The organism is Fructilactobacillus sp. X2R6C1, from assembly GCF_059901295.1.
The window spans coordinates 105,146-127,221 of record NZ_JBWXUZ010000005.1 but is presented as its reverse complement, the minus strand read 5'-3'; the positions used below and the strand labels follow the sequence as shown (position 1 = coordinate 127,221).

22 protein-coding genes and 1 pseudogene are annotated in these 22,076 nt (G+C 39.6%); 12 read left to right on the top strand and 11 right to left on the bottom strand.

Annotation, left to right across the window (positions count from 1 at the left end):
* Positions 1-21: 21 nt before the first annotated feature.
* Positions 22-537, top strand: coding sequence for a hypothetical protein (locus tag AC6UDF_RS06520; RefSeq protein ID WP_500724113.1), 516 nt, complete (start codon positions 22-24; stop codon positions 535-537).
* A gap of 11 nt (positions 538-548) precedes the next feature.
* Positions 549-1,142: a cadmium resistance transporter gene (locus AC6UDF_RS06515; RefSeq protein WP_500724111.1), complete on the top strand. Its 594-nt coding sequence runs from the start codon at positions 549-551 to the stop codon at positions 1,140-1,142.
* A gap of 19 nt (positions 1,143-1,161) precedes the next feature.
* Here the strand turns inward: AC6UDF_RS06515 and AC6UDF_RS06510 are convergent, their stop codons facing one another.
* On the bottom strand, positions 1,162-2,070 hold the full coding sequence (locus tag AC6UDF_RS06510) for an alpha/beta hydrolase fold domain-containing protein (protein ID WP_500724109.1): 909 nt from the start codon (positions 2,068-2,070) through the stop codon (positions 1,162-1,164).
* A 262-nt stretch (positions 2,071-2,332) separates the two neighbouring features.
* Between AC6UDF_RS06510 and AC6UDF_RS06505 the strand changes: the two genes are divergently transcribed.
* The gene (locus AC6UDF_RS06505; protein WP_500724143.1) at positions 2,333-5,107 is read left to right on the top strand and encodes a cation-translocating P-type ATPase; all 2,775 of its coding nucleotides are present in this window, start codon (positions 2,333-2,335) and stop codon (positions 5,105-5,107) included.
* A 49-nt stretch (positions 5,108-5,156) separates the two neighbouring features.
* Here AC6UDF_RS06505 and AC6UDF_RS06500 read toward each other — a convergent pair whose 3' ends face one another.
* The 5 genes and pseudogenes from AC6UDF_RS06500 to AC6UDF_RS06480 form a co-directional block, all read right to left on the bottom strand.
* Positions 5,157-6,911 carry a teichoic acid glycosyl transferase gene (locus tag AC6UDF_RS06500; RefSeq protein WP_500724107.1) on the bottom strand — a complete coding sequence of 585 codons (1,755 nt, stop codon included), beginning with the start codon at positions 6,909-6,911 and terminating at the stop codon, positions 5,157-5,159.
* Positions 6,912-7,197: 286 nt separating this feature from the next.
* Entirely contained in the window at positions 7,198-7,590 is a 393-nt protein-coding gene (locus AC6UDF_RS06495) for a VOC family protein (RefSeq protein WP_500696009.1), read from the bottom strand.
* A 72-nt stretch (positions 7,591-7,662) separates the two neighbouring features.
* Positions 7,663-8,385: pseudogene (locus tag AC6UDF_RS06490) on the bottom strand (DUF6198 family protein); the annotation flags it as partial.
* 18 nt (positions 8,386-8,403) lie between these two features.
* On the bottom strand, positions 8,404-9,420 hold the full coding sequence (locus AC6UDF_RS06485) for a zinc-dependent alcohol dehydrogenase family protein (protein WP_500694283.1): 1,017 nt from the start codon (positions 9,418-9,420) through the stop codon (positions 8,404-8,406).
* A 620-nt stretch (positions 9,421-10,040) separates the two neighbouring features.
* Complete coding sequence (locus AC6UDF_RS06480; RefSeq protein ID WP_500706041.1) at positions 10,041-10,637, bottom strand: MucBP domain-containing protein; 597 nt, start codon at positions 10,635-10,637, stop codon at positions 10,041-10,043.
* A 290-nt stretch (positions 10,638-10,927) separates the two neighbouring features.
* On the opposite strand from AC6UDF_RS06480, the gene AC6UDF_RS06475 reads away from it, so the two are divergent.
* Positions 10,928-11,299: a carboxymuconolactone decarboxylase family protein gene (locus AC6UDF_RS06475; RefSeq protein WP_500699738.1), complete on the top strand. Its 372-nt coding sequence runs from the start codon at positions 10,928-10,930 to the stop codon at positions 11,297-11,299.
* Between the two features lie 103 nt (positions 11,300-11,402).
* Positions 11,403-11,765, top strand: coding sequence for a MerR family transcriptional regulator (locus AC6UDF_RS06470; protein ID WP_500699737.1), 363 nt, complete (start codon positions 11,403-11,405; stop codon positions 11,763-11,765).
* A gap of 84 nt (positions 11,766-11,849) precedes the next feature.
* On the opposite strand, the gene AC6UDF_RS06465 is transcribed toward AC6UDF_RS06470, so the two are convergent.
* Positions 11,850-12,545 (bottom strand): type 1 glutamine amidotransferase domain-containing protein, encoded by a 696-nt coding sequence (locus tag AC6UDF_RS06465; RefSeq protein ID WP_500724105.1) that lies wholly within the window; start codon positions 12,543-12,545, stop codon positions 11,850-11,852.
* A 12-nt stretch (positions 12,546-12,557) separates the two neighbouring features.
* Positions 12,558-13,097 (bottom strand): TetR/AcrR family transcriptional regulator, encoded by a 540-nt coding sequence (locus AC6UDF_RS06460; RefSeq protein ID WP_500707547.1) that lies wholly within the window; start codon positions 13,095-13,097, stop codon positions 12,558-12,560.
* Between the two features lie 104 nt (positions 13,098-13,201).
* Here AC6UDF_RS06460 and AC6UDF_RS06455 point away from each other — a divergent pair, with 104 nt between their 5' ends.
* From AC6UDF_RS06455 to AC6UDF_RS06440, 4 genes are all read left to right on the top strand, one after another.
* Positions 13,202-14,014: an oxidoreductase gene (locus tag AC6UDF_RS06455; RefSeq protein WP_500724103.1), complete on the top strand. Its 813-nt coding sequence runs from the start codon at positions 13,202-13,204 to the stop codon at positions 14,012-14,014.
* A gap of 12 nt (positions 14,015-14,026) precedes the next feature.
* Positions 14,027-15,043 (top strand): NADP-dependent oxidoreductase, encoded by a 1,017-nt coding sequence (locus AC6UDF_RS06450; protein ID WP_500724101.1) that lies wholly within the window; start codon positions 14,027-14,029, stop codon positions 15,041-15,043.
* Positions 15,044-15,344: 301 nt separating this feature from the next.
* Positions 15,345-15,587 (top strand): hypothetical protein, encoded by a 243-nt coding sequence (locus AC6UDF_RS06445; protein WP_500694239.1) that lies wholly within the window; start codon positions 15,345-15,347, stop codon positions 15,585-15,587.
* Positions 15,584-15,946 carry a type II toxin-antitoxin system PemK/MazF family toxin gene (locus AC6UDF_RS06440; protein WP_500699733.1) on the top strand — a complete coding sequence of 121 codons (363 nt, stop codon included), beginning with the start codon at positions 15,584-15,586 and terminating at the stop codon, positions 15,944-15,946. Before AC6UDF_RS06445 ends, AC6UDF_RS06440 begins: the two co-directional genes overlap by 4 nt.
* A gap of 147 nt (positions 15,947-16,093) precedes the next feature.
* Here AC6UDF_RS06440 and AC6UDF_RS06435 read toward each other — a convergent pair whose 3' ends face one another.
* The gene (locus tag AC6UDF_RS06435) at positions 16,094-16,660 is read right to left on the bottom strand and encodes an LbetaH domain-containing protein (RefSeq protein ID WP_500699732.1); all 567 of its coding nucleotides are present in this window, start codon (positions 16,658-16,660) and stop codon (positions 16,094-16,096) included.
* 403 nt (positions 16,661-17,063) lie between these two features.
* Between AC6UDF_RS06435 and AC6UDF_RS06430 the strand changes: the two genes are divergently transcribed.
* The gene (locus AC6UDF_RS06430) at positions 17,064-17,420 is read left to right on the top strand and encodes a hypothetical protein (protein ID WP_500699731.1); all 357 of its coding nucleotides are present in this window, start codon (positions 17,064-17,066) and stop codon (positions 17,418-17,420) included.
* A 463-nt stretch (positions 17,421-17,883) separates the two neighbouring features.
* Here AC6UDF_RS06430 and AC6UDF_RS06425 read toward each other — a convergent pair whose 3' ends face one another.
* Positions 17,884-19,110, bottom strand: a complete 1,227-nt coding sequence (locus AC6UDF_RS06425) for an ammonium transporter (protein WP_500695913.1) — start codon at positions 19,108-19,110, stop codon at positions 17,884-17,886.
* 182 nt (positions 19,111-19,292) lie between these two features.
* Between AC6UDF_RS06425 and AC6UDF_RS06420 the strand changes: the two genes are divergently transcribed.
* Both AC6UDF_RS06420 and AC6UDF_RS06415 read left to right on the top strand, forming a co-directional pair.
* Positions 19,293-20,039 (top strand): SDR family oxidoreductase, encoded by a 747-nt coding sequence (locus AC6UDF_RS06420; protein ID WP_500694235.1) that lies wholly within the window; start codon positions 19,293-19,295, stop codon positions 20,037-20,039.
* 150 nt (positions 20,040-20,189) lie between these two features.
* A complete protein-coding gene (locus AC6UDF_RS06415) occupies positions 20,190-20,927 on the top strand; it encodes an SDR family oxidoreductase (RefSeq protein ID WP_500694234.1) in 738 nt (245 codons plus the stop codon).
* Between the two features lie 102 nt (positions 20,928-21,029).
* Here AC6UDF_RS06415 and AC6UDF_RS06410 read toward each other — a convergent pair whose 3' ends face one another.
* Positions 21,030-22,073 carry a zinc-dependent alcohol dehydrogenase family protein gene (locus tag AC6UDF_RS06410; protein ID WP_500694233.1) on the bottom strand — a complete coding sequence of 348 codons (1,044 nt, stop codon included), beginning with the start codon at positions 22,071-22,073 and terminating at the stop codon, positions 21,030-21,032.
* Between the last annotated feature and the right edge of the window lie 3 nt (positions 22,074-22,076).

The window sequence follows — 22,076 nt, the reverse complement described above, 5'->3', positions numbered from 1 at the left end:
CAGTAAGGAGAACACCCCCCCATGCTCACCACCAAAAACAAACGCTTCGACTCCTTCTCACTTGTAGTCGGACTCTACTTTTTATTTGTTGCGTTCCTCCTATTTATCCGACCAATTGGCTCTTTAATCACCATTATGGCACTTGGAACCCTACTAGCCGGAATCTATCGCTACGTTCTGTACTACGAGTTGTCCAACTATTTCAATGTGATTAATAAGACCCTGATAGTAACGGGAACGATTGAACTCGTAATCAGTATCATCTTGTTTTTTCATCAATTCTTGAACTTTCACGTGGTCCTGATCTTAATATTTGCCTGGATAATCGTGGACTCCCTCACCGAACTTTTAACGGTCAGATTCATTCCTAAAGTTCGGAAGTGGTACCACGTAGTCGTGATTGGCCTCGGGATTTTGGGCATTATCGTTTCAGTTGCCCTCACCATTCTGTCGTTTGTCTCCACCTCAGAAATGGTCATCTTATTGGCCTTGTTCTTCGTCGCCGATGGCATCGTCATTGCCGTTCGAGCATTTTAGGGAGTGAATTAATGATCGAAATTATTTTCAGCTCAATCGTGGCTTATTTTTCAACCAATCTGGATTACTTACTCGTCTTAGTCCTCTTGTTAGGAACATACAGGAATCCCAAGTTAGTCCTAACCGGTGACTTAATTGGAACGGTGGGATTAACCCTACTACCAATGATAATTGCGCGAATTCTCGGAGCCGTCCCCCAGATGTGGATTCTGGGCCTTCTTGGGATCTTCCCCATTTTATTCGGAATTAAGGAACTGTTTCCACCAAAGCCGCACTCAAGTAGTGACATCAGTACCAGTAATGGATCAAAATTCAAAATTGTGATGAAAGTCGTGGCGATTACCATTACCGCGTGTGGTGCTGATAACGTCGCCGTCTTCATTCCCATTTTCATCCGCAAAACTAACTTAGAACTACTCCTGGCACTCATCACCATGCTCATCATGGCGGTCATCTTTTTCTTCTGTGCCATCCTCATTGAGGACAATAAACCGATTAAAAATCTGTTAGGAAAATACGGCCGTTACCTATCATCAATCGTGTATATCCTTTTGGGAGTCTCCGTTTTAGTTCAAAACGGAACGATTGCCCATTTCTTTCACTAATTAACAAAAAGGCATCCCATTAGGATGCCTTTTCCTTTTGTTTTATAACTCGTTTCATGAACTGGTCCTTCTGGTCAAACACGGTCTCATTCATAAAACCACTCGGACCGTGGGGAACACCGTCAACAATGTGAACCTCAACGTTCTGTTTGCCAATGAACTTGATGAGTTCGGCCGCCATGTTAATCGTTTGAACGTAAGGAACGACGCGATCACCGGTTCCCGCGTACAGAAGTGCCGGAACCATTGCTTCATTTAGGTACGTCACCGGATTGGCCTCGGCAACTAAATCAGGAACGTCAATCGGTCGGTGAAATCCCAGCATGGCACCCTCAAAAGAGTCGGCGTCACCAGTTTCATAAAAATTGGGCTTTTGACCGAGCGCCTCAAACTCCGGCTTTAAAAGGTCCATTTCGTACAATCCGTACGAAGAAATCACACCATCAACCTGACTTGAATAGTCAAAATGACTACCAAAATCACTTTCAAGGTGGCCACTGGCTTCAGAAGCTGCCAGTAACATCGCTAATTGAGCCCCTGATGATTCACCCATCATGAAAACTGCGTTACTATCAAAGTGATAACTATCAGCGTGAGCTTTCACGAAGCGCACCACGGCTTTTAATTCGTAGATTGCGGTGGGAAATGGTTTCATGTAACTAAGCGAATAATTGGGGCTGACAACCGCATAGCCGCGTTTTAACAGTTCTAGGGCTCCATTTAATTTAAAGGAACTCTTTTGTCCAAAGTACATCCCACCGCCATGCACATCAATGATGACCGGATAACGGTCCCGCTTTTCGTTTGGGAGGTAAACGTCAAGTTTGTGTCGTTTGCCTTCCGCATAGGCCACATCGATGAACTTGCGGTCCACGAAGTCAGAATCAGCTGGTGAAAATTTATGTTCACGTTCAATGAATTTAACCATTTTAAGACTCCTTTGAAGTAGTTAATTTTATGATAATTCAAAAGCGAAAGAGCGGCAATTATTCCTACTTAATCGTGATGGTTTCGTCCTGACTCAGGTTAAATTAATTTATTTTGCGAAAGTCAGTTTTTTCTATTGCTTTTTTAAAAAAAGAGGCTAAAATCAGTCCACGGTTGTTTAGAAGCACATTCTAAACGATATTTGGAAAAAGGGGTGAAAAACATTGGATAACAAAATTCTAACTGACGATGATTACGCCAAAATGCCATTGTCAGATCTCACTAGCACGCTAGACACATCGAGCACCAAGGGTCTAACTACCAGCGAAGTTAAACAAAAGTTACAAAAAAACGGATACAACGTCATCAAGAAAGGTAAGCAGGAATCGGTTTTAATCGCCTTCCTTAAAAACTTCACTTCACTAATGGCCATGCTGCTGTGGGTCAGTGGTGTGATTGCCATTCTGGCAGGCACCGTCGACCTTGGAATCGCAATTTGGGCGGTCAACATTATTAATGGTCTCTTCTCATTTTGGGAGGAACATGCAGCCAAAAAGGCAACCGACGCCCTGAGTAATCTACTACCAACATACGTCAACGTCATCAGAAACGGGAAATCAGTTCAGATCAACGCTGATGGGATTGTCCCCGGCGACCTACTGCAACTACAAGCCGGTAACGCCATCCCGGTTGATGGAGTCGTGGTCCATTCTTCATCACTACAGGTGGACGAATCCGCTCTAACCGGTGAATCACTTCCGGTTGATAAGAACAATAAATACCAACATGGTGACGGAAAGTTTGCCATCAGTAACGTGGTCTACGCTGGGACCGTTGTCACCAACGGAACGGCGACCGTTTTAGCCGTTAAGACCGGGATGAACTCCGAATTTGGTAAGATTGCCAGCCTGACGCAAAACCAGAAGAAGACGGACTCACCACTTACTAAGGAATTGAACCGTTTGACCCGTCAAATTTCCATTATTGCTTTTGCGATTGGAATTACGTTCTTTATCCTCGCCATCTACTTCGTTCATTACCCGCTTGCCAAATCGTTTATCTTCGCACTGGGAATGATCGTGGCCTTTATCCCGGAGGGACTCCTTCCGACCGTCACGTTATCTCTAGCCCATGGCACTCAGGTCATGGCCAAACGTCACGCCCTTTTAAAGGACTTAGACAGCGTTGAGACCTTGGGTGAAACCAACGTCATCTGTTCTGATAAGACCGGAACGTTGACCCAAAATCAGATGACGGTCAACCACGTTTGGCTTCCAGACAAGGAGTATACCGTTACCGGAACGGGATATTTCAACAATGGCAAAATCCAATTCAACGGCAAAAATGTCAATCTCGCTCACGAACCGGATTTGGCCCTTTTGTTAAAGATTGCCCTGTTAAATAATGACACGGCCATTAAGTACGACCCGGACAACAAGAAAGCTCCGTCAATTTTAGGAACTCCAACCGAAGCCGGATTGAACATCTTGACCGACAAGGCTGGTTTAAACCGTGATGACGCAACAAAGCAGACTCCAAGGCTGAAAGAACTCCCATTTGATGCTAATCGGCGCCGCATGACCACGATTCAAAAGACGGCGCCAGACGGCAGTAACGTCATTTACACCAAGGGTGCCCTTGATAACATTCTTTCGATTTGTGACAAAATCCTAGTAAACGGTCAGGTGCGCCCCATCACCGCAACTGACAGGCAAAAGATTAACCAGGCGAACGCCGATTACGCTAAGCAGGGGCTACGTTCATTAGCCTTTGCCTACCGCGATAACGATACTGATGATCCGAAACAAGCCACGATTGACAACACCGAAAAGAACCTTGTGTTTGTTGGTCTAGCCGTCATGTCCGATCCCCCACGAGAGGAAATCTTCGACGCGGTTAAGAAGTGTCACAGTGCCGACATTCGAATCATCATGGTCACCGGAGACAGTTCTTTAACTGCCAAGAGTGTTGCCGTCCAAATCGGCATTACCTCTAATAAGGCTCGGGTCATCACCGGAGAGGAATTAACCAAGATGTCAGACGATCAACTTCAAGAAGCCGTCAAGGGTGAAGTCATCTTTGCCAGAGTGGCTCCGGAAGACAAATATCGCATCGTCTCCATGTGTCAAAAAAACGGTGACGTGGTTGCCGCTACTGGTGACGGTGTCAACGACGCTCCAGCTCTAAAGAAAGCTAACATCGGCATCGCCATGGGGGTTAACGGAACCGACGTCGCCAAGGATGCCGCCGACATGATTTTAACCGACGACAACTTTGCCTCCATCGTTTCTGCCATTGAAGAAGGTCGGACCGTCTACAGCAACATCCAGAAGTTCCTCCTTTACATCTTGAACAGTAATATGGCCGAAGCCTTTCCATCAATTCTGTTTCTAATCTCTAACGGTGCCATTCCACTCCCACTGACGGTTATGGAGATTTTAACCGTTGACCTGGGGACTGATCTCCTGCCAGCTCTGGGACTTGGAACCGAAAAGAGTGAACCGGGAATCATGAAACGGCCACCACGTTCAAGAAGCTCGCACCTGTTAAACAAAGGACTTATTATCAAAGCGTTTGGTTGGTACGGACTATTTGCGTCCATCTTGTCAACTGGCGGTTACTTCTTCGTCAACTACCAACACGGTTGGCCCAAGATTCCGCTAGCTGGCAGTGGCACATTTTACGCCGAAGCCACTACCATGACGCTAGCTACCATCGGCTTCTGTCAAATCGCTGCCGTCCTTAACTGTCGAACCGATTCGACTTCCCTATTTAAAATTGGGCTCTTTAGTAACCACCGCATCATGTGGGGCATCGCCTTTCAGATTGTCCTAATCACCCTTCTAATCTACGTTCCGTTCCTTCAAGGTGTCTTTGGAACCGCCGCAATTGGTGTCAGTGACTGGATCTACCTGATTGCCATCCCAATTCCACTGGTTCTAATTGATGAGGTCAGAAAGTACTTCGTAAGACGACACATTCACAACAAGTTCAACCAACACATGTCTCACCTACAAAAACTAGAAAAAGCCCTATAAAATTAAAAGAGGATGCTGAACGAATTGTTCAACATCCCCTTTTTTGTGATCAATAATAACTATTATATGTTGTTTGATAAGCACCCCGTTGAATGGTATTTTTATGTTGTTTGTTTTTATGATGAGAAATCTTTTTTCTTTCAAGTAACCAATAAGTGACATTCTGATTTTCAAAATTCTGCCCATGCTTTGCTACGATTTTATAATTTTTAAAAAGCGTCGAAGAAATTTGTTGTGTTCCAGGATTTAAATTACTTCCTGCCATCTGTCCTTGTTTTTCACCACCTGGTCCACTATATTCACTAATACTTGTTCCTCCAAGTGTATTCAAAGTTACCCACTGAACTTTTCTATCCTTAATAACATTATATTGAGAATTCAAAACTTTCTTTTCAAACTTTGCTGGAAAATTATAATTTTGAAAATAATAAGTTGATGGCATTGCACCTGAAGTTGTATAAATTCCCATATCAAGAGATCCGTAGTTTAATAAAGTTGGTTTCCCTTTCGAATTATGTTCTATAATTTTACCAAATATAACTTGCGCAGGTTGAGTGGGCTTGCCAGTTGGATTGACAGTCATCGATCCATTATTGGCAAAAACTTTAGAGTTCATTACATTATTATTTATTCCTAGCAAAAGTGAAAAGGAAAGAAGAAAAGTTCCTAATATAATATTTCTCTCTTTTACATTTATTTTACTTTTTAATAAGGATTTATATAAGTAGACTACTAAGGCAATTATTGAAAGAATAATGTAAGGAAACCATATAAGCTCATAATATTGAAGAACATTAGATAGATCATGTCCATAAATTGAAATAAGTGCATTACCAAATAACATAAGCAAAATTAATATATGCGTAAACGTGTTTGTAAAAAAGCTATTATATAAACATAAAAATAAAATTCCTAAAAATCCAAAACAAAATATTATTGGATCAGAAGTAAGAAATTTTTCAAATACTATTAAAGCATTAATTAATTTCCCAATGATAGAAGCATGAGATCCACTATATTGGAAAATATTGGCAATAAAATAAACATTAATAAATTGTTTTAATGAATTAGTAATAATAAAATAAATAATCCATGGAACAGTAGATAATAAAAAACCTAATCCACTATATAAAATCATGTTTCTCATCGCTTCAAACCTTTTATGAAAAAGATAAAAACCAAAAATGAGAAGATAGAAGACAATCCAACTTCCGATTAAAGTAAATTTTGAAAATATAATAATTCCAACAATAATACCTTGAATTAACCATTCAAGCTTTGTAACTGTAAAGTTTCTATTACTAATTAGTAAAACAAGATAAATAAGTCCTAAAACTGCAGGAAAAGCAAAAAACTCAACGGAATCTCCATAATTATAGTATGGGTGATAGAGTGATAATATTGACGTTAATAGGCCTACTGAAACAGAAATAGGATTACTCTTTATATAAAGATGCGTTATTTTATAAGCAAAGTACATAATTGCCATTAAAGACAACACTTCAAATGGAAACATTCCAACTAAACTTTTGGAATTTATTAACCAAGCAATTCCATGAATAAAATAAACATAAGGACCCTTTTGTTCAAATAAATCTTTATACGGAATAATTCCATTCATCATAGCTTTCCCAACAGTAAAATAGCAGTTACTATCTGGTGAATAGTCAAAATAGTACAAAGGAGAAGTGTAACTACATATTCCTAAAAAAATCATACTAGCAAATAAAAAAATACAAAAAAACATTAAATTCGTACGATTAAAAACCTTATTAAAACGAATCCTTCTTGATTTAAAATGCATTACTCTTTCACAATCCTATCTTACAATGTACTAAGTATTCATTAAAAACGAACATTATCATGACATTGTTATTAAATTTTAACTTCTCATAATGCCATGTTACCCCCCCCCAGAGGATTTATTGCAAGAGTTTTTTTGTGAATGTGATAAATAAATCAATCTGATAATTACAAATCAGAAAAATCCCTATAAAATTAAAAGAGGATGCTGAACGAATTGTTCAACATCCCCTTTTTGGTATGGGTTTTAAAAATTGAGGTTTTAATAATTTAATGGCAATCAATCGTTACTTCAGAATCTGACAAAATTCAATGCGTTCGTGGTTAGGACCATAGACGTTAAAGAATTTAATTCCCTTCGTCCAGTACGCCCCAATGTATTGAATTTGATCATCATCGACGTTCAGTCCCATTTCTTTAGCGGCCTTAAAGGCACTTTCAATGTCAGTGGTATTTAAGGCAAAGTGGTTAATCGCGCCATCAACTGGGTTGGTTGGCTCGCCTTCCCAAATTTCAAGGGTGAGGTTGTCGTATTTCATAAAGGCACAGTGAATGTTACCATTTGGGAAATCGCCAATCTTTTTAAATCCAAGTTTTTCATAGTACTGAATGGTTTTGTTAAGGTCTTTGGTAGGAATTCCTACGTGTTGAAGACCAGTAAAGTAATCACTAATATTCATTTTCTTACTCCCCTTTTTATTATGCGATAATTGGTGTTCATCATTATCAACGTCGGTTGCCACCGTTGAATCTTCTATGCCATTAGACGTATCTAACGCTTGGTGCTTGAGGCTTGGAAAGACGACCTTATCGGCAATTCCGGTAATGCCACCCTGGAAAAGAAAGGCAAAAACCGTTCCAATCCCATAGTATTCAATTCGATGTGTGATCAAAATCGCAATTATTCCAATAACAGTCGGTGGGATGTATGAAGCCCACATTGCTTCAGCGGCGTTCCCCTTAAAATACTTGAAACGTAGGATCTGCATTAGATCGTCATTTGGGTGTAAGACCAGGTTGACCCGTTGATAAATCGAAATTCCAATCGCAATAAATGCAACTCCGATAAAGTTGACCAGCACGTAAACGGTGATTAAGCCCAACGAACGGGCCTCCGGTAACTTGATAATCTCGGTCAAAAGGTCATAGAATACCTGAACTAACCAGGAAAACGGAATCATGAAAATCATGTTTCCAATGGCTCTGCCCCAGTCCCATTTTCCAAGCAAGAGTGCATTCAAAATGATGATGGCGACTCCGATCAGGACGAAAGTCCAAAAAAGATTCCAATGAATCGCAATACTAAAGTTGGTTTCGGCCGCCGTCCAGTACGCGGACCCCAAAAACTGGGGAACCACCTTGGCACTGGTGACCAACGTCAGAACGTTTCCAAGTGAATTGATGATGATTGAAATAATAAAATAAATAATCGAAGCACTCATCGAAATCGTTCGTGGTGTTTTCTTTGCAGTCATAACAATCACCACATTTTTCTATTTAAGTTCTGGGTTAACTGCGACAATCGACTTCCCCATCTTAGGGGTCGTGTGATTTAGAACTCCTTCAACTTCGTCAAGCTTTAAAATATTATCCTGGAACGGAGTGGTCTTAACGGCACCGGATGCCAGTAAAGCAATCGCATCTTCAAAGGCATGGGGATTAATAATCGATCCCTTAATCGTTAACTGTTTCTTAAAGACGTTGTAAGTATTCATTGAGAAGGTCTGATCAGGTTTACCGACTCCAAACATCAGCACTTGAGCACCCTTGTTGGTGTGCTCAGCAGCCTCTTCTTGAGTCTCAGGACGACCAACGGCTTCAACCACAAAGTCATAATTTTCTTTAATTGGGGTCTTCGTCGTGTTAATCACGTTGTCTAACTTTAATTCAGTCTTCAAACGGTCAAGCACTGAGTCGTCTAGAATCCCGGCTAAATCAATTCGTTGAATCCCGTAGTCACGCAGAATTTGAGCGAACAGACGAGCCATGAAACCATCACCAATGATTAAAGCGTGTTGGTAAGGGGTAATGTTCTCGGTAATCTTCATTGCGTGAACCACACAAGAGATTGGTTCAAGTGAACATGCAGCTTGAAGTGAGACTGAGTCTGGCAACTTGTAAACCACTTTTTCAGGTGCTGTAAAGTATTGAGCAAGTCCACCATTACGAGTTACTCCAATGGCTGACAAGTTGTCACAGAGTTCATAACGACCAGTTCGACAATAGAAACACTTGTCACAATAAATATTGGGGTCAACGGCCACCCGATCACCCTTTTTAAATTCTTGGACGTTTTTACCAACGGCGGCAACAATCCCAGAATTTTCGTGACCTAACACGATTGGTGGGGTAGCGTCAGTGGAGCCTGGGAGTCCGTTGAACAGCCCATTATCAGTCCCACAGATTCCGGCATAGGCCGTTTCAACCAAAACTTCATCGTCTTTAGGAGTTGGAGTGTCAATCTGCTCCATCTTCATCTTTTGTTTGGCAGTCATTACTAAAGCATTCATTTTATCGTTCATAATAAATAGCCTCTTTTTATCATGTTAAATTTAGTATTAATTAATAGTAAGTAAAATAAGCGCTTGTTTTTATTTACACATTCAATATATACTCGGAATTTTAATAATGCAACCGCTTACACTATTGGCATGGCAATAAATAACAACTTCACAAGCACTTCTGAATCAGCAAATATACTAAGATCAATATTTCAAATCATTTTGATTCTCATTTTATTCTGAAATAAATTAACATAAATAATAATTTCACAATAATTGTTTTGATAAAAAGAAATAAAAATGAAAATCACACGAATTGTTCGGAAATAAAAACATCCCCAAACCGCTAGAAGATGTACTAGTGGTCCAGGGATGATTATCAAATTAAATTATTTAGATTAACTACATGATCAAAGTACTGTAGTTCAGACTTATTATGAACGACAGAAATAATGGTACTACTTTCTATATAATTTCAAATTTCACACTTAAATAAAACATAAATCATAAAAAATACAACTAATCATAAATTAGTTGTATTTCACTGATATTCAGTTCTTATTAAAATTAATGTTTAAAGTGCTCTGATTTGTGGAAACGATGCCAGATGAATCCACCAACTGCACCAACTAAATTAACACAATAATTGCAATAATCCATGGCGTTTTACTACTTTTATTTCTTTTATCATGCTTAGTTGATTTTTTATTTGTATCTTTCTTTTCATGACCAGAATTTTTGACTTTGTTTTTGCTACCAGCATTTTTACCATTATCATCCGTTTTACTAGTAACCGGAGATGAACTAGCATTCTTTTTATCGACTTTCGATTTTCTTGAATCATTTGTGTTACTAGACTTATTTGGATTATTTGAATTATTAATTGCTGCTTTCGATCCATTTTTCATAGGACTGTTATTGCTGGATGAATTCTTAGAACTAGTGGCACTTTGAGCCTCTTTACTAGTTTTTGAACTACTGGAATTAGATGAGTTTGAGCTAGCTGCAGGAGTCTTACTATAATATAAATTAATTACATTATCACCAGAAGTAAAAGTACCATTAATCGGGTCACTACTACCAAAAAACTTATAATTACTAATTTGTGAAGGAGTAATGTGATAAGAAGATCCCGCATTTCCAGTTATAGAAGTAGACGACGAGATTGGTTGATAGCTTTCACTATCAAGATAATTAATTTGTAGCGTAACTGATTGATTATTCACATCATCGGCATGAACACTTTTATTAATTACTTGAGAACCACAAAAAAGATTCCGAGTGAGATAATAATTTTAAATATTTATGTAATAGCATTTCTTAATCTCCTATCTTTCTAATTATTCATCTTAATTATAAACTTATTTCTCTACAATTATCTATAATAATTTAAATTATGACCTTATTAGTAGTACGTAATTAAAATGATATTTTTAATATCCTAAAATCACGCTTTACATGGAGTTAACTCCATAAGATATTATCTAATTAACAAAAATAAAGGAGATAATATTTTATGGATAACAAAAGATTTGAAAATGGCAAAAAATTGTTAGATAAGATCGATGTGTCTTCAGCCGATCAAGTTATGGAGTCATTGAATGAAGTTGCTCCAGATGTTGGATCTTTGATTATCGAATTTGCTTTTAACGATATTTATGGAAGAGGAACCCTAAACTTAAAGCAACGAGAAATGATAACAATTACTTCCCTATTAACCCAAGGAGACACTAAAGAGCAATTAAAAGTTCATATTAATGGGAGTTTAAATGTTGGTCTTACAAAAGACGAAATAATAGAAACGTTTATCCAGTGCATACCATATGTTGGATTTCCTAAAGTGTTGAATGCAATTGAAGTAGCTAAAACTGTATTTAAATCACGTTAATTTATTTAGCCTTTTACTGTTAAAAACAAATTATTATATAGTATAATTCATGCTAATATAAATACAATTTTAGATCTATATCAACAGAATAGGATAATTAATTATGAATATTGGTGAATTTTCTAAAAAAGTAAACCTTTCAATGGATACAATACGGTACTATGAAAAATTGGGATTATTGAATCCGAAAAGATCTAAAAGCAATCGAAGAATGTACCAAGAAAAAGACATAAAATGGATTGAATTCATAAAAAGATTAAAACAAACTGGAATGCCATTAAAAACAATTGTTAAATATTCAATGTTACGAAAAAAGGGTAACAGTTCAATTGATGAAAGAATTTATTTACTAAATGAACATAAAAAACATCTTATTGAAAACAAAAATATCGTAAATAATTACATCAATTTTATAAACAAAAAATTAGAAATATATAAGCAAATGAAAAAAGAAAAGGAAAATTAATCATTTTTATTTAAAAGAGACTCACAATGGCAATCATTGTGAGCCTCCTTTTAGCTAAATTGATAATTAGTATTATATATCTTTTTATTTCTTGTTTATATTTATCGCCCTCACAAGCTCCTTTGCCACCGCTTTCGGTGATTGCGGATTTTGTCCCGTAATTAAGCGTCCGTCTTTTACGACATGGCTTTTAAATGGTCGTACCTTTTCAAAATGGGCCCCATGCTCTTTGGCAACCTTCTCATTTAAGAATGGCACTCTTTTATAGTTGCCACTTAAAACTTCCTCAGCAGTCGTAAAACCAGTAATCTTTTTATTAGAAATGAGATATTTCCCATCTGGCAACTTAATGTTAAGGATTCCCGCAATGCCATGACACACCGAACAGATGTATCCACCGTTATTGTAGATTTCCAAACTGATTTTTTGTAACTGCGGGTCATCGGGGAAATCCCACATTACTCCGTGGCCACCAGTATAGTAAATCGCCAAATAGTCTTCGGGGTTGATGTCGACTGGTTTCAGAGTGTTAGCCAATCCATGATTCTGATAGTCGCGATCTTGATACATCCTTAGAGTATCAGCATCAACGTACGACGACTTCATACTTCTCGGATCAATCGGGACGTACCTTCCCTTCGGACTAAGATAATCCACGTCGTATCCAACCTCTTGAACTTCCGCCACAAATTCAGCTGATTCCCCCAACCATAAGCCAGTCAGTCGATTACTATTGGGAAAATTAGTCGTGTTAGTCTCAACCACTAAAATCTTTTTCATCGCAGCATCCTCCTATTTATCTTGACTCAGATATGGCACTAAAATCGCCTTCACCCTTTTAGCCAGTTTACCCTTATTAACCTGCTCGTCTGATAAAACTAGCTCTTCGATGATGCCATCAATTCCGTAGCAAATGAAATCTAGTTCCGTTTGACTGATGTCTTTAGTGACAAACGCCAGTTGTTCCCTGGTAAAATCGTTGAATTCTTTTCTGAACTGATACGAATCTTGACTTTTTAATAGATTACGAAAGAAGTTACGATCCTGAGTGAAGAAATTAATCCAAAGTTCAATCTTTTCTTGGACTTTCGTGTCGTCGACATTCTGACAGGTCAACCTCAACTCTTTGAAATACGAATTCATAAAGTCCAAAACCAGCGCCGACTTGTCAGAATAGTGGTCGTAAAAGGCTTTTCTCGTAATGTCGGCTTGATCGCAAATCATTTTCACCGAAATTTGATCTAAACTAGGTTTCTCCTGCAATAGTTCACGAAAGCTGTCCTGGATGGCTTTCTGGGTCTTTCGAACTCTTCTGTCAATCTTCTTTTCCATTAATAATCACCTTTTTTTGGTTAATAGTTGCAAATGCAACAGTTGTATTATAATATACTCGTGTAACTTAATCAACGAAACTTATATCATTTAGGAGGTAACTAATGAAAACAATCTTAATCACAGGAGCTAGCTCCGGAATGGGATATCAAACCGCTAAACGACTGGCAAACTCCGGTTATCAAGTTTTTGGAGCTGCCAGAAAAACGGACGCAATGGAACCATTAAAGGCTTTCGGGGTTACACCAATTAACATGGACGTTACCAACCAAGATTCGATGCAAAAAGGTGTTCATCAAGTTATCCAAACCGCCGGCAAGATTGACATCTTGATCAACGGTGCCGGTTATGGTTCTTTTGGCACCATCGAAAACGTCAGCGATGAAGAAGCCAAACGCCAATTTGACGTCAACGTCTTCGGGTTAATTGCCCTAACCAAACTAGTTTTACCCTACATGGAAAAACAACACGCGGGCAAAATCATCAACATTTCTTCAATGGCGGGTAGGTTCAGTAGTCCACTCGCCGGCTGGTACTTCGCATCCAAACATGCACTTGAAACTTTAAGTGATTCACTTCGAATGGAAGTAAGAAGGTTTGGCATCCAGGTGGTCCTAATTGAACCGGGGGTTGTAAAAAGTAACTGGTCCAAAATCGCTATGAACAAGCTGGTTAATTCCTCTAAGGGAACCAAGTACGAAGCAGCCGCTAAAGAAATGGCCAATAAAACTAATAAAATTTATGCTTCAAAATTAGCGTCACAACCCACTTTGATTGCCAAAACAATTCAAAAAGTCGTTTTAGCCAAAAAGCCCAGACCACGATATCTCATTGGGTTTGGTGCGAAGCCAACCGCTTTCTTCAATGCCGTTTTACCAACTCGACTGATGGATCGTTTGATCCCCAAATTTATGTAAGAGGTGCCTAATATGACTAACATCCCCAAACAAATGACCGCTCTGCAACTGCTAAAATACCAGACGCCCTTTGTAAAGGACACCATTTCCGTTCCTCAAATTAATGACAACGAGGTCTTGGTGTCAATCGCGGCCTCGTCACTTAACCCAATCGACTACACGATTCAATCCGGTAAGGTAAAAATCATCATGCCGTACAAATTACCGATTACCGTCGGAAACGACTTCTCCGGTACGGTGGTCAAAATCGGTAAAAAGGTAACTAAATTCAAATTGGGTGACCAAGTGTACGGACGTCCTGATGATTATCAAAGTGGCACTTTAACCGAATTTATCGCGATTGACGAGAACGACATCGCTAAAACGCCTAGTAACTTGAGTCTAGTAGATGCCAGTTCCGTTCCCCTAACTGGATTAACGAGCTACCAGGCTTTAATTGAAATTGGCAAACTGAAAAAGGGCCAAAAAGTCTTCATTCAAGCCGGATCCGGTGGCGTTGGTACCATGGCAATTCAGATTGCCAAAGCGCGGGGTGCCTTCGTTGCGACGACCACGAGTCAAAAGAACGTGGCGTTAATGCGCTCTTTAGGTGCTGACCAGGTGATTGATTATCATACGACGGATTTTTCCGAGGTGTTAAGCGATTACGACATTGCCTTTGACAGTCGTGGCGGCAGGACCCTCAAAGATACCTTTAAAATCTTAAAACCAGGTGGCAAGCTAATCACAATCAACGGAATTCCAACCTTTAAATTTGGAATGGAACACCATCTCGGCTGGTTTAAATCAATTTTGTTTGGGATTGCTAGTGGTCCACTGCGACTTTTAGCTAAAAAACATCACGTTGAATACACCTTCTTCATCATGCATCCCAGTGGACCTCAACTAGACATTTTAACCCAAATGATTGAAGACCAGCAGTTAAGGCCGATTATTGATAAGGTCTTCCCGTTTAGTGACGTGCTAGCGGGATATAAACTACTGGAATCACACCACGCTACTGGCAAGATAGTGATTGAGATGAGGTAAAACTATTTAACAAAAACCGTAAAAATAAAATGAAGTGCCAGATAAAGTTAAAATTCTATGTCTGGCACTTCATTTAATTTATTTAAATACATCAACAATTTCAGGAACAAACCATCCTATAAATCCTCCAAAAACGAACAACAGTCACCAATAATGAGAAATAAAATACCAAAAATTCAAAACCAATTAAGAGGTTCTAAATATATTAAAAAGTTTAATTAACAATAAAAAAAGAAAAACTATGTACTCTTATGTTCTTCGGTGTTACATGTGATACAATGTAATTAAGGAGATGATGTTGATGGAAAAAGTTAAAATCAGAAAACGCGGAAACTCAATTGGTATTAACTTCAATAGTGAGACTCAAAAAGAATATGGATTAGCTTTGGGACAAGAATACTTTCTAACTAAAGATCAACAGGGAGCACTTATGTTGGTCCCAAAAATAAAACAAATTTATGGCGACAAAAAATATGCCAACGGAAAACTTTACCAGTCTCCCATTAATAATAAAAGTCAACTAGAGGGACGTGAAATGATTTGAATAATCAATCGTATTGTCCAAATCAAGGAGACGTTGTTTGGATTGATTTTGATCCCAGTAGAGGAAACGAAATTAAAAAAAGACGTCCTGGCCTAGTAATCAGTACCAAAGCCTTTAATGACGCAACTCGTTTTGTTGTTGTTTGTCCAATTACGAGTACAATTCGGAACTATGCTGGTAATTTTAATTTAAATGGATACAAAACACATGGTCAGGTTATAACTAGTCAACTAGCAAGTTATGATTGGTCTAGTAACAGTGATAGAAATATTAAATTCATTGAAAAATTAACTCAATACGACTTACTAATCATAGAACAACTAGTAGGTCAGATCTTTAATTTCCCTAGCCAGGGATAAAACAAATAGTAATAAAAAACTGATACGCCACAAAAAGCCTCTAACTATCGCATTAGTTAGGGGCTTTGGCATTTATATTGTTAATACTCACAGTTTTATTATCTCAAATCATTCCACGTTTCAAAAACGCTAAAACCAATTTTACTCTTAGTCATGCCGCTTAATTGGTTTGGCCGGATCGCCTACGTAAGTTGAATTGGCAGGAACATTCTTATTGACAACCGAGCCAGCACCGATAATGGCATTCTCACCAATGGTAACACCTGGAAGAACAATGACACCAGTTCCAAGCCAAGCATTTTTGTGAATGTGAATGGCACCAGTAGTAATCAAATTCCGGTGGTCTGGTCGCGTATCGTGGTTAAGCGTAATCAGTGAAACTCGTGGTCCAATCAAAACGTTTTCGTCGAGATAAATTCCACCAGCATCGTCAAACAGACAATCAGTGTTGATTAAGACTCCTGATTTTAAGAAAATGTTGCGACCAAAATCAGTCTGAAGTGGTGGAAAGACAATCACGTTTTCCGGTACTTCTCTGCCAGTAATCTTAGCCAAGATTTCCTGTTGCTTAACTGGATCTGGTTCACTGTTAAACTGTTTCAATAATTCAGCATTTTTAAAATGAATATCAAAGATTGGTTTAAACGACGGGTCACGAAAGTCAAACGTTCCACCGTTTAAGGCGGCCTTTAAAAGATCATCTTCTTTTGACATAGATATCTACCTCGATTTTTGTTTTTTAGAGTTATAAAGGCTCCTGTGACAATTGTATCATCATTATAATGAGAAACAGAAAATCACATAAATGCCTACCTATAATATCTAATAGCACTTTTTCTAATTTCGATACCATGCAGTTTTAGGCCAATTGTGATGTCGTTTCTTTTGACTCTCCATGATGAGCAATCTTTGACCCCATATCCATGCTCATTAAGTCCTTGCTAAAAATATTAATTGGATTTGAATTAATATTACTAAAAGCAACCAAAAACACCGAGAAAATTGAAATTACAACAAATAAAATCAGCTCATCCGTTTTCATAGGTGTTATGTTACATAAATAATATTTCGTGATAAAATATTATCACTAAAAATAATAAATTGAGGGGACTACAAAATGAAAGCTAAAACAATTCTTATATCAACATCACTCATTATCATTTTATCGATTGGTTTTCTTGCTTTTGACCTTTTATTTGCTGACCATGCAGCAGTAAGCATTCAAATGAGAGCAATAACTTTATCAAATACTAAAATTAAAAAGTTTAGCAAGAATTTAGCCACTTATAACTACATAAAACGCCATAAATATGAGACATTAAAAAATTTATCAGATGATCAAGGGTCAGGAAACTTAGATTATTACGTAGGATCGTTAGGGCAAAAAAACATTGGTGTTTACGGAAGACTCAATTATTCAGGTATTAGGATTTTATTCCCACAATTTCAAGTGAAGTATATAGAGCTAGAATAATCAAACTGAATAGACAATATTAACAATGTTGGTTTTAAAATGAAAAAAATAAAATCAAAAACGTGGTAATTCAATTGGCATTAGCTTCGATAGTAAGACAAAAAAGAGCCCACCAGCTTTAGCTGATAAGCTCAATCATCAGTTCACCACAAACTGGTGACTTGTGTATCTCTTACTGTTTTAATTATATCTAATATTATTATTTAGTCAATGATACACTAATTAAGGCGAGTATTTACACCACAATACTAACTATACTCGTCGGTGATTTGATGTATCTCTTACTATCAGTCATTATTCCAGTAATAATTAATTTATTAACTCATTTGATTGAAAAATTAATTGACTTTTTACTTAACTATTTTTCTGGAACTAAAGACTAGAGAAAAGCTCCTTTCACTTTAGGAAGGAGCTTTTTTACTTAATAGGCAAGCTACATAAAATTATTTTCTTTCATGTTATCCTAGCGATTAATCGCATCACAATCAATTCGTTCCTTATGCTCGCTCAGGTCTAGTCCCTTAGCCTCTTCTTCTGGAGTAACTCGCATCTTCGTAACGTGCTTTAGCACTAACACAATCAAGAAAACCATGACGGTCACAAACACGATACTGAAACCAGTTGCCAGCAGCTGAATCCAAAACTGATGAAGTGAACCACCAGCAAAGATGCCACTAAACTTCACCTGCGGATTAATTGCCTTACTAGCGAACAGTCCGGTCAAAAGACTACCAACAATTCCAGATACCCCATGACAACCGAACGCATCTAACGTATCGTCGACGTGCAAGCGGGGCTTTAAGTATTTAATGAAGGTGTAACTACATAACGTGGCAATGATGCCAATCGCAATCGCACTTCCAATTCCAACAAACCCACAGGCCGGAGTGATGGCAACCAGGCCACACAAAGTTCCGGTACATGCGCCCATCAGGGATGGTGCGCCTAGGATGAAGACGTCCAAAATAATCCACGTTAACATCGAGGTTGCCGTAGCAATCGTGGTCGTCAGCATCGCCTGAAACGCAATGTGATTAATGGCGAGTGCCGACCCACAGTTAAAACCGTACCAACCAAGCCACAAGATGACCGTTCCCAAAAAGACCCAGGTCAGGTTATAAGCCTTGTCGTTTTTGCCGCGCTTGTGTCGTCCAAGCATGATGGCCAGAACCAGGGCGGTAATCCCAGCGTTAATGTGAATGACCGTTCCACCAGCAAAGTCCAAGACTCCCATCTGTTGTAAAAATCCCCCACCCCATACGATGTGAACGAGTGGATAGTAAATCAAGATACACCAGGCAATCGTGAACAGGATTAGGAACTTAAACTTCATCCGGCCAACGATTCCACCAATCCAAAGGGCTGGCGTAATGATGGCAAACATCATCTGAAACAGCATGTATGAACCGTTGGAGATGGGACCGGCAGTTGCTGGGGCGGTAAAGTTGAAATTATGTAACATGAAATCATGCATCCCACCGATAACGTTGAAGTAGTTCCCCGAAAACGAGAGCGAGTAGCCAATGATGACCCACAAAAGAACGGGGATGCTGCACATGATGAAAACCGACATCAGGGTGTTCACCACGTTTTTTCTTGAAACCATCCCGGCGTAGAAAAACGCCAGTCCTGGTGTCATGAAGAACACCAAAATCGTACAAATAAATACAAAAACCTCGTTTGCTGCCATGTAAGTCACGCCCGTTCATCAATTTAGTATACCAATAGTCTAGGCTTTAATTCTCATTTGAACAGGTTTAATGTCTCAAAACGTTACATGAAAGACGGAAAAGTTTCATCAAGTCGCCTTTCTTGACGTTTACGCCATATGAGGGTTTACCCTTTACCTGTATTAAGAAGGGAGTTGTTATGATGTCTGTTAAAGATAAAGTAGTTGTCATCACCGGTGGCTCTTCTGGAATGGGAGAAGCAACCGCTAAGTTGGCCCTCAAAAGAGGTGCCAAAGTGGTCGTTGGATCACGAAATGAAGAAAAATTAGAACGAATGGCCGATGAAGTTGACCATCCCGAAAACTTTGCCTACCAACAAACTGACGTTACGAAAAAAGACGAGGTGCAATCCTTAGTCGATTTAGCCATCAAAAAGTTTGGCAAGCTCGACGTAATTTATAACAACGCTGGCATCATGCCGCAGGGAATGGTTGACGATCCAGCTAAATTGAGCGAATGGCAGGATATTTTAAATACCAATATTATGGGAGTATTGAACGGCATTGTGTCCGCGGTTCCTCAAATGAAGAAGCAAGGTCATGGTTTAATCATGGCCACCGACTCGGTCGCTGGTCACGTGGTTTACCCTGGGTCAGCCGTCTACAATGGTTCCAAGTACGCCGTCAAAGCCATCATGGAAGGGTTGCGTCAGGAACAACACCAAAACGGCATCAAGACCGGGATTGTGTCACCCGGCGCTGTTGATACCAACCTGATGTCAACCGTTCACGACGATAAAATCCAAAGGAGTATTGAACAAAATAACAACACCAAGTATGGCTGGTTAGAACCTGACGACATCGCAGAAATTGCCGTCTTCATGATGAGTCAACCAGAAAATGTTGACATTAACGAAGTCCTGGTTCGCCCAACCGACCAAAACATCTAATAAAACTTTGATTTGACTCCTACTCAATGAGTAGGAGTTTTTTGTCACAGAATCTTAATCAATTTTGAAACCCATTTACTTGAATCAGGACTAAATTTAGCGTTAAATGATCTCGTATTGGAAGTCATAAGTTGGAAGAGGGGTTTTATTATGACAATCGAAAATAAAGTTGTAGTTATCACCGGTGGTAGTTCTGGGATGGGAGCTGCCACCGCCAAGTTAGCTTTGTCTCGGGGAGCCAAAGTGGTCGTCGGTGCTAGAAACGAGGAACAACTTGAAGAGCTTTCCACCGAAGTTGATAATCCAAAAAACTTTTCTTACAAAATTACGGATGTTACTAAGAAAGAAGACGTTCAGGAACTGACCGGCATGGCAATCGACAAGTACGGCCAGCTAGACGTCATGTATAACAACGCTGGCATTATGCCACAGGGACCTGTCGATGACCCGGATCGTTTAGCCGATTGGAAAAAAGCCATTGACACCAACATCATGGGCGTTTTAAACGGGATTGTGGCGGCGGTCCCACAAATGAAACAACAGGGTCAAGGTTTAATCATGGCCACCGATTCCGTCGCTGGTCACGTAGTTTACCCTAATTCCGCCGTTTATAACGGTTCCAAGTACGCCGTCAAAGCCGTCATGGAAGGTCTCCGTCAGGAACAACACCAAAATGGAATTCGGACTGGGATTGTCTCACCCGGCTTTGTCGACACGAACCTGATGAACACCATCAACGATGACAAGATTAAAAAACAGATTGAAGCTGACAAGCATGGCTGGTTGAGTCCCGAAAACATCGCGGAAATCGCGGTCTTCATGATGAGTCAACCAGAAAACGTTGATATTAACGAAGTCTTGGTTCGTCCAACCGACCAGGATGTGTAAGTGAATATACCAAATAAGCCCTTACTCAAATCGAGTAAGGGCTCATTTTTTTGGAAAACTAGTCATTCTAATTTCATTAAACTATTGTTCAGTCAAACATAATTAATCCTTATCAACAATCAACAACGATTTAATGGCTTCCCGCTTATCCATGGCGGCATAAGCATCCTTGACGTGATCTAAATCAAATTCCTTGGTAAAGACTTTTCCGGGATTAATCTTGCCATCAAGAACCGCCTGCAGTAATACATCACGGTCGTAAGTGGTAACGGGTGCAATGCCGCCACGGAGACCCGTGTTGTTATAGAACAAGTTGTTGGTGTTCATTTCGGCCTTTTGGGGAATGCCCACTCGACCAACGACAGCACCTGGTCTAGCGACCTTAGTTGCGGTATCAACCGACTGTTCGGTTCCAACACATTCCAAAATGGCATCAGCGCCAGCACCATTGGTCAGTTCCATCACGTGCTTAACCGCTTCATCTCCACGTTCAGGAACAATATCCGTTGCGCCAAATTCCTTGGCTAACTTTTGGCGATCCTCATGACGACTCATGGCAATGATACGCTTTGCACCACGCAACTTGGCCGCAATTACACCACAGAGGCCAACGGCCCCGTCACCCATGACGACAACGGTGTCACCGTCCTTCACTTCGGCGCTGGCAGCGGCGTGATAACCCGTTGCCATGACGTCAGAAAGGGTAACCAGTGACTTCAACATTTCGTCCGAATAGTCCGATGGTTGACCCGGAATCTTGACGAGTCCCCAGTTCGCGTTGATGTATCTGAAGTACTGGGCTTGATAACCAATGTTGGCACCCTTTTCCTGATTCATACAGTTACCGTCAAAACCCGCCAAACAAGCGGCACAGTGACCACAACCATGGGTAAATGGGGCAATCACAAAATCTCCGGGTTGAACGTCCTTGACGTCTGATCCAACTGAATCCACAATTCCAATGGCTTCGTGGCCCACAAAGGTATCGCGTTTTCGTTCGTCAATGCCACGATACCACCAGAGGTCGGATCCACAAACGCTGGCCCGTACCACCTTGATAATGGCATCGGTTGGTTTTTCAATCTTGGGTTTGGGCGTGTCAACGAGTTCAACATCGCCCGGTTTGATAAATTCCGTTGCTTTCATTTC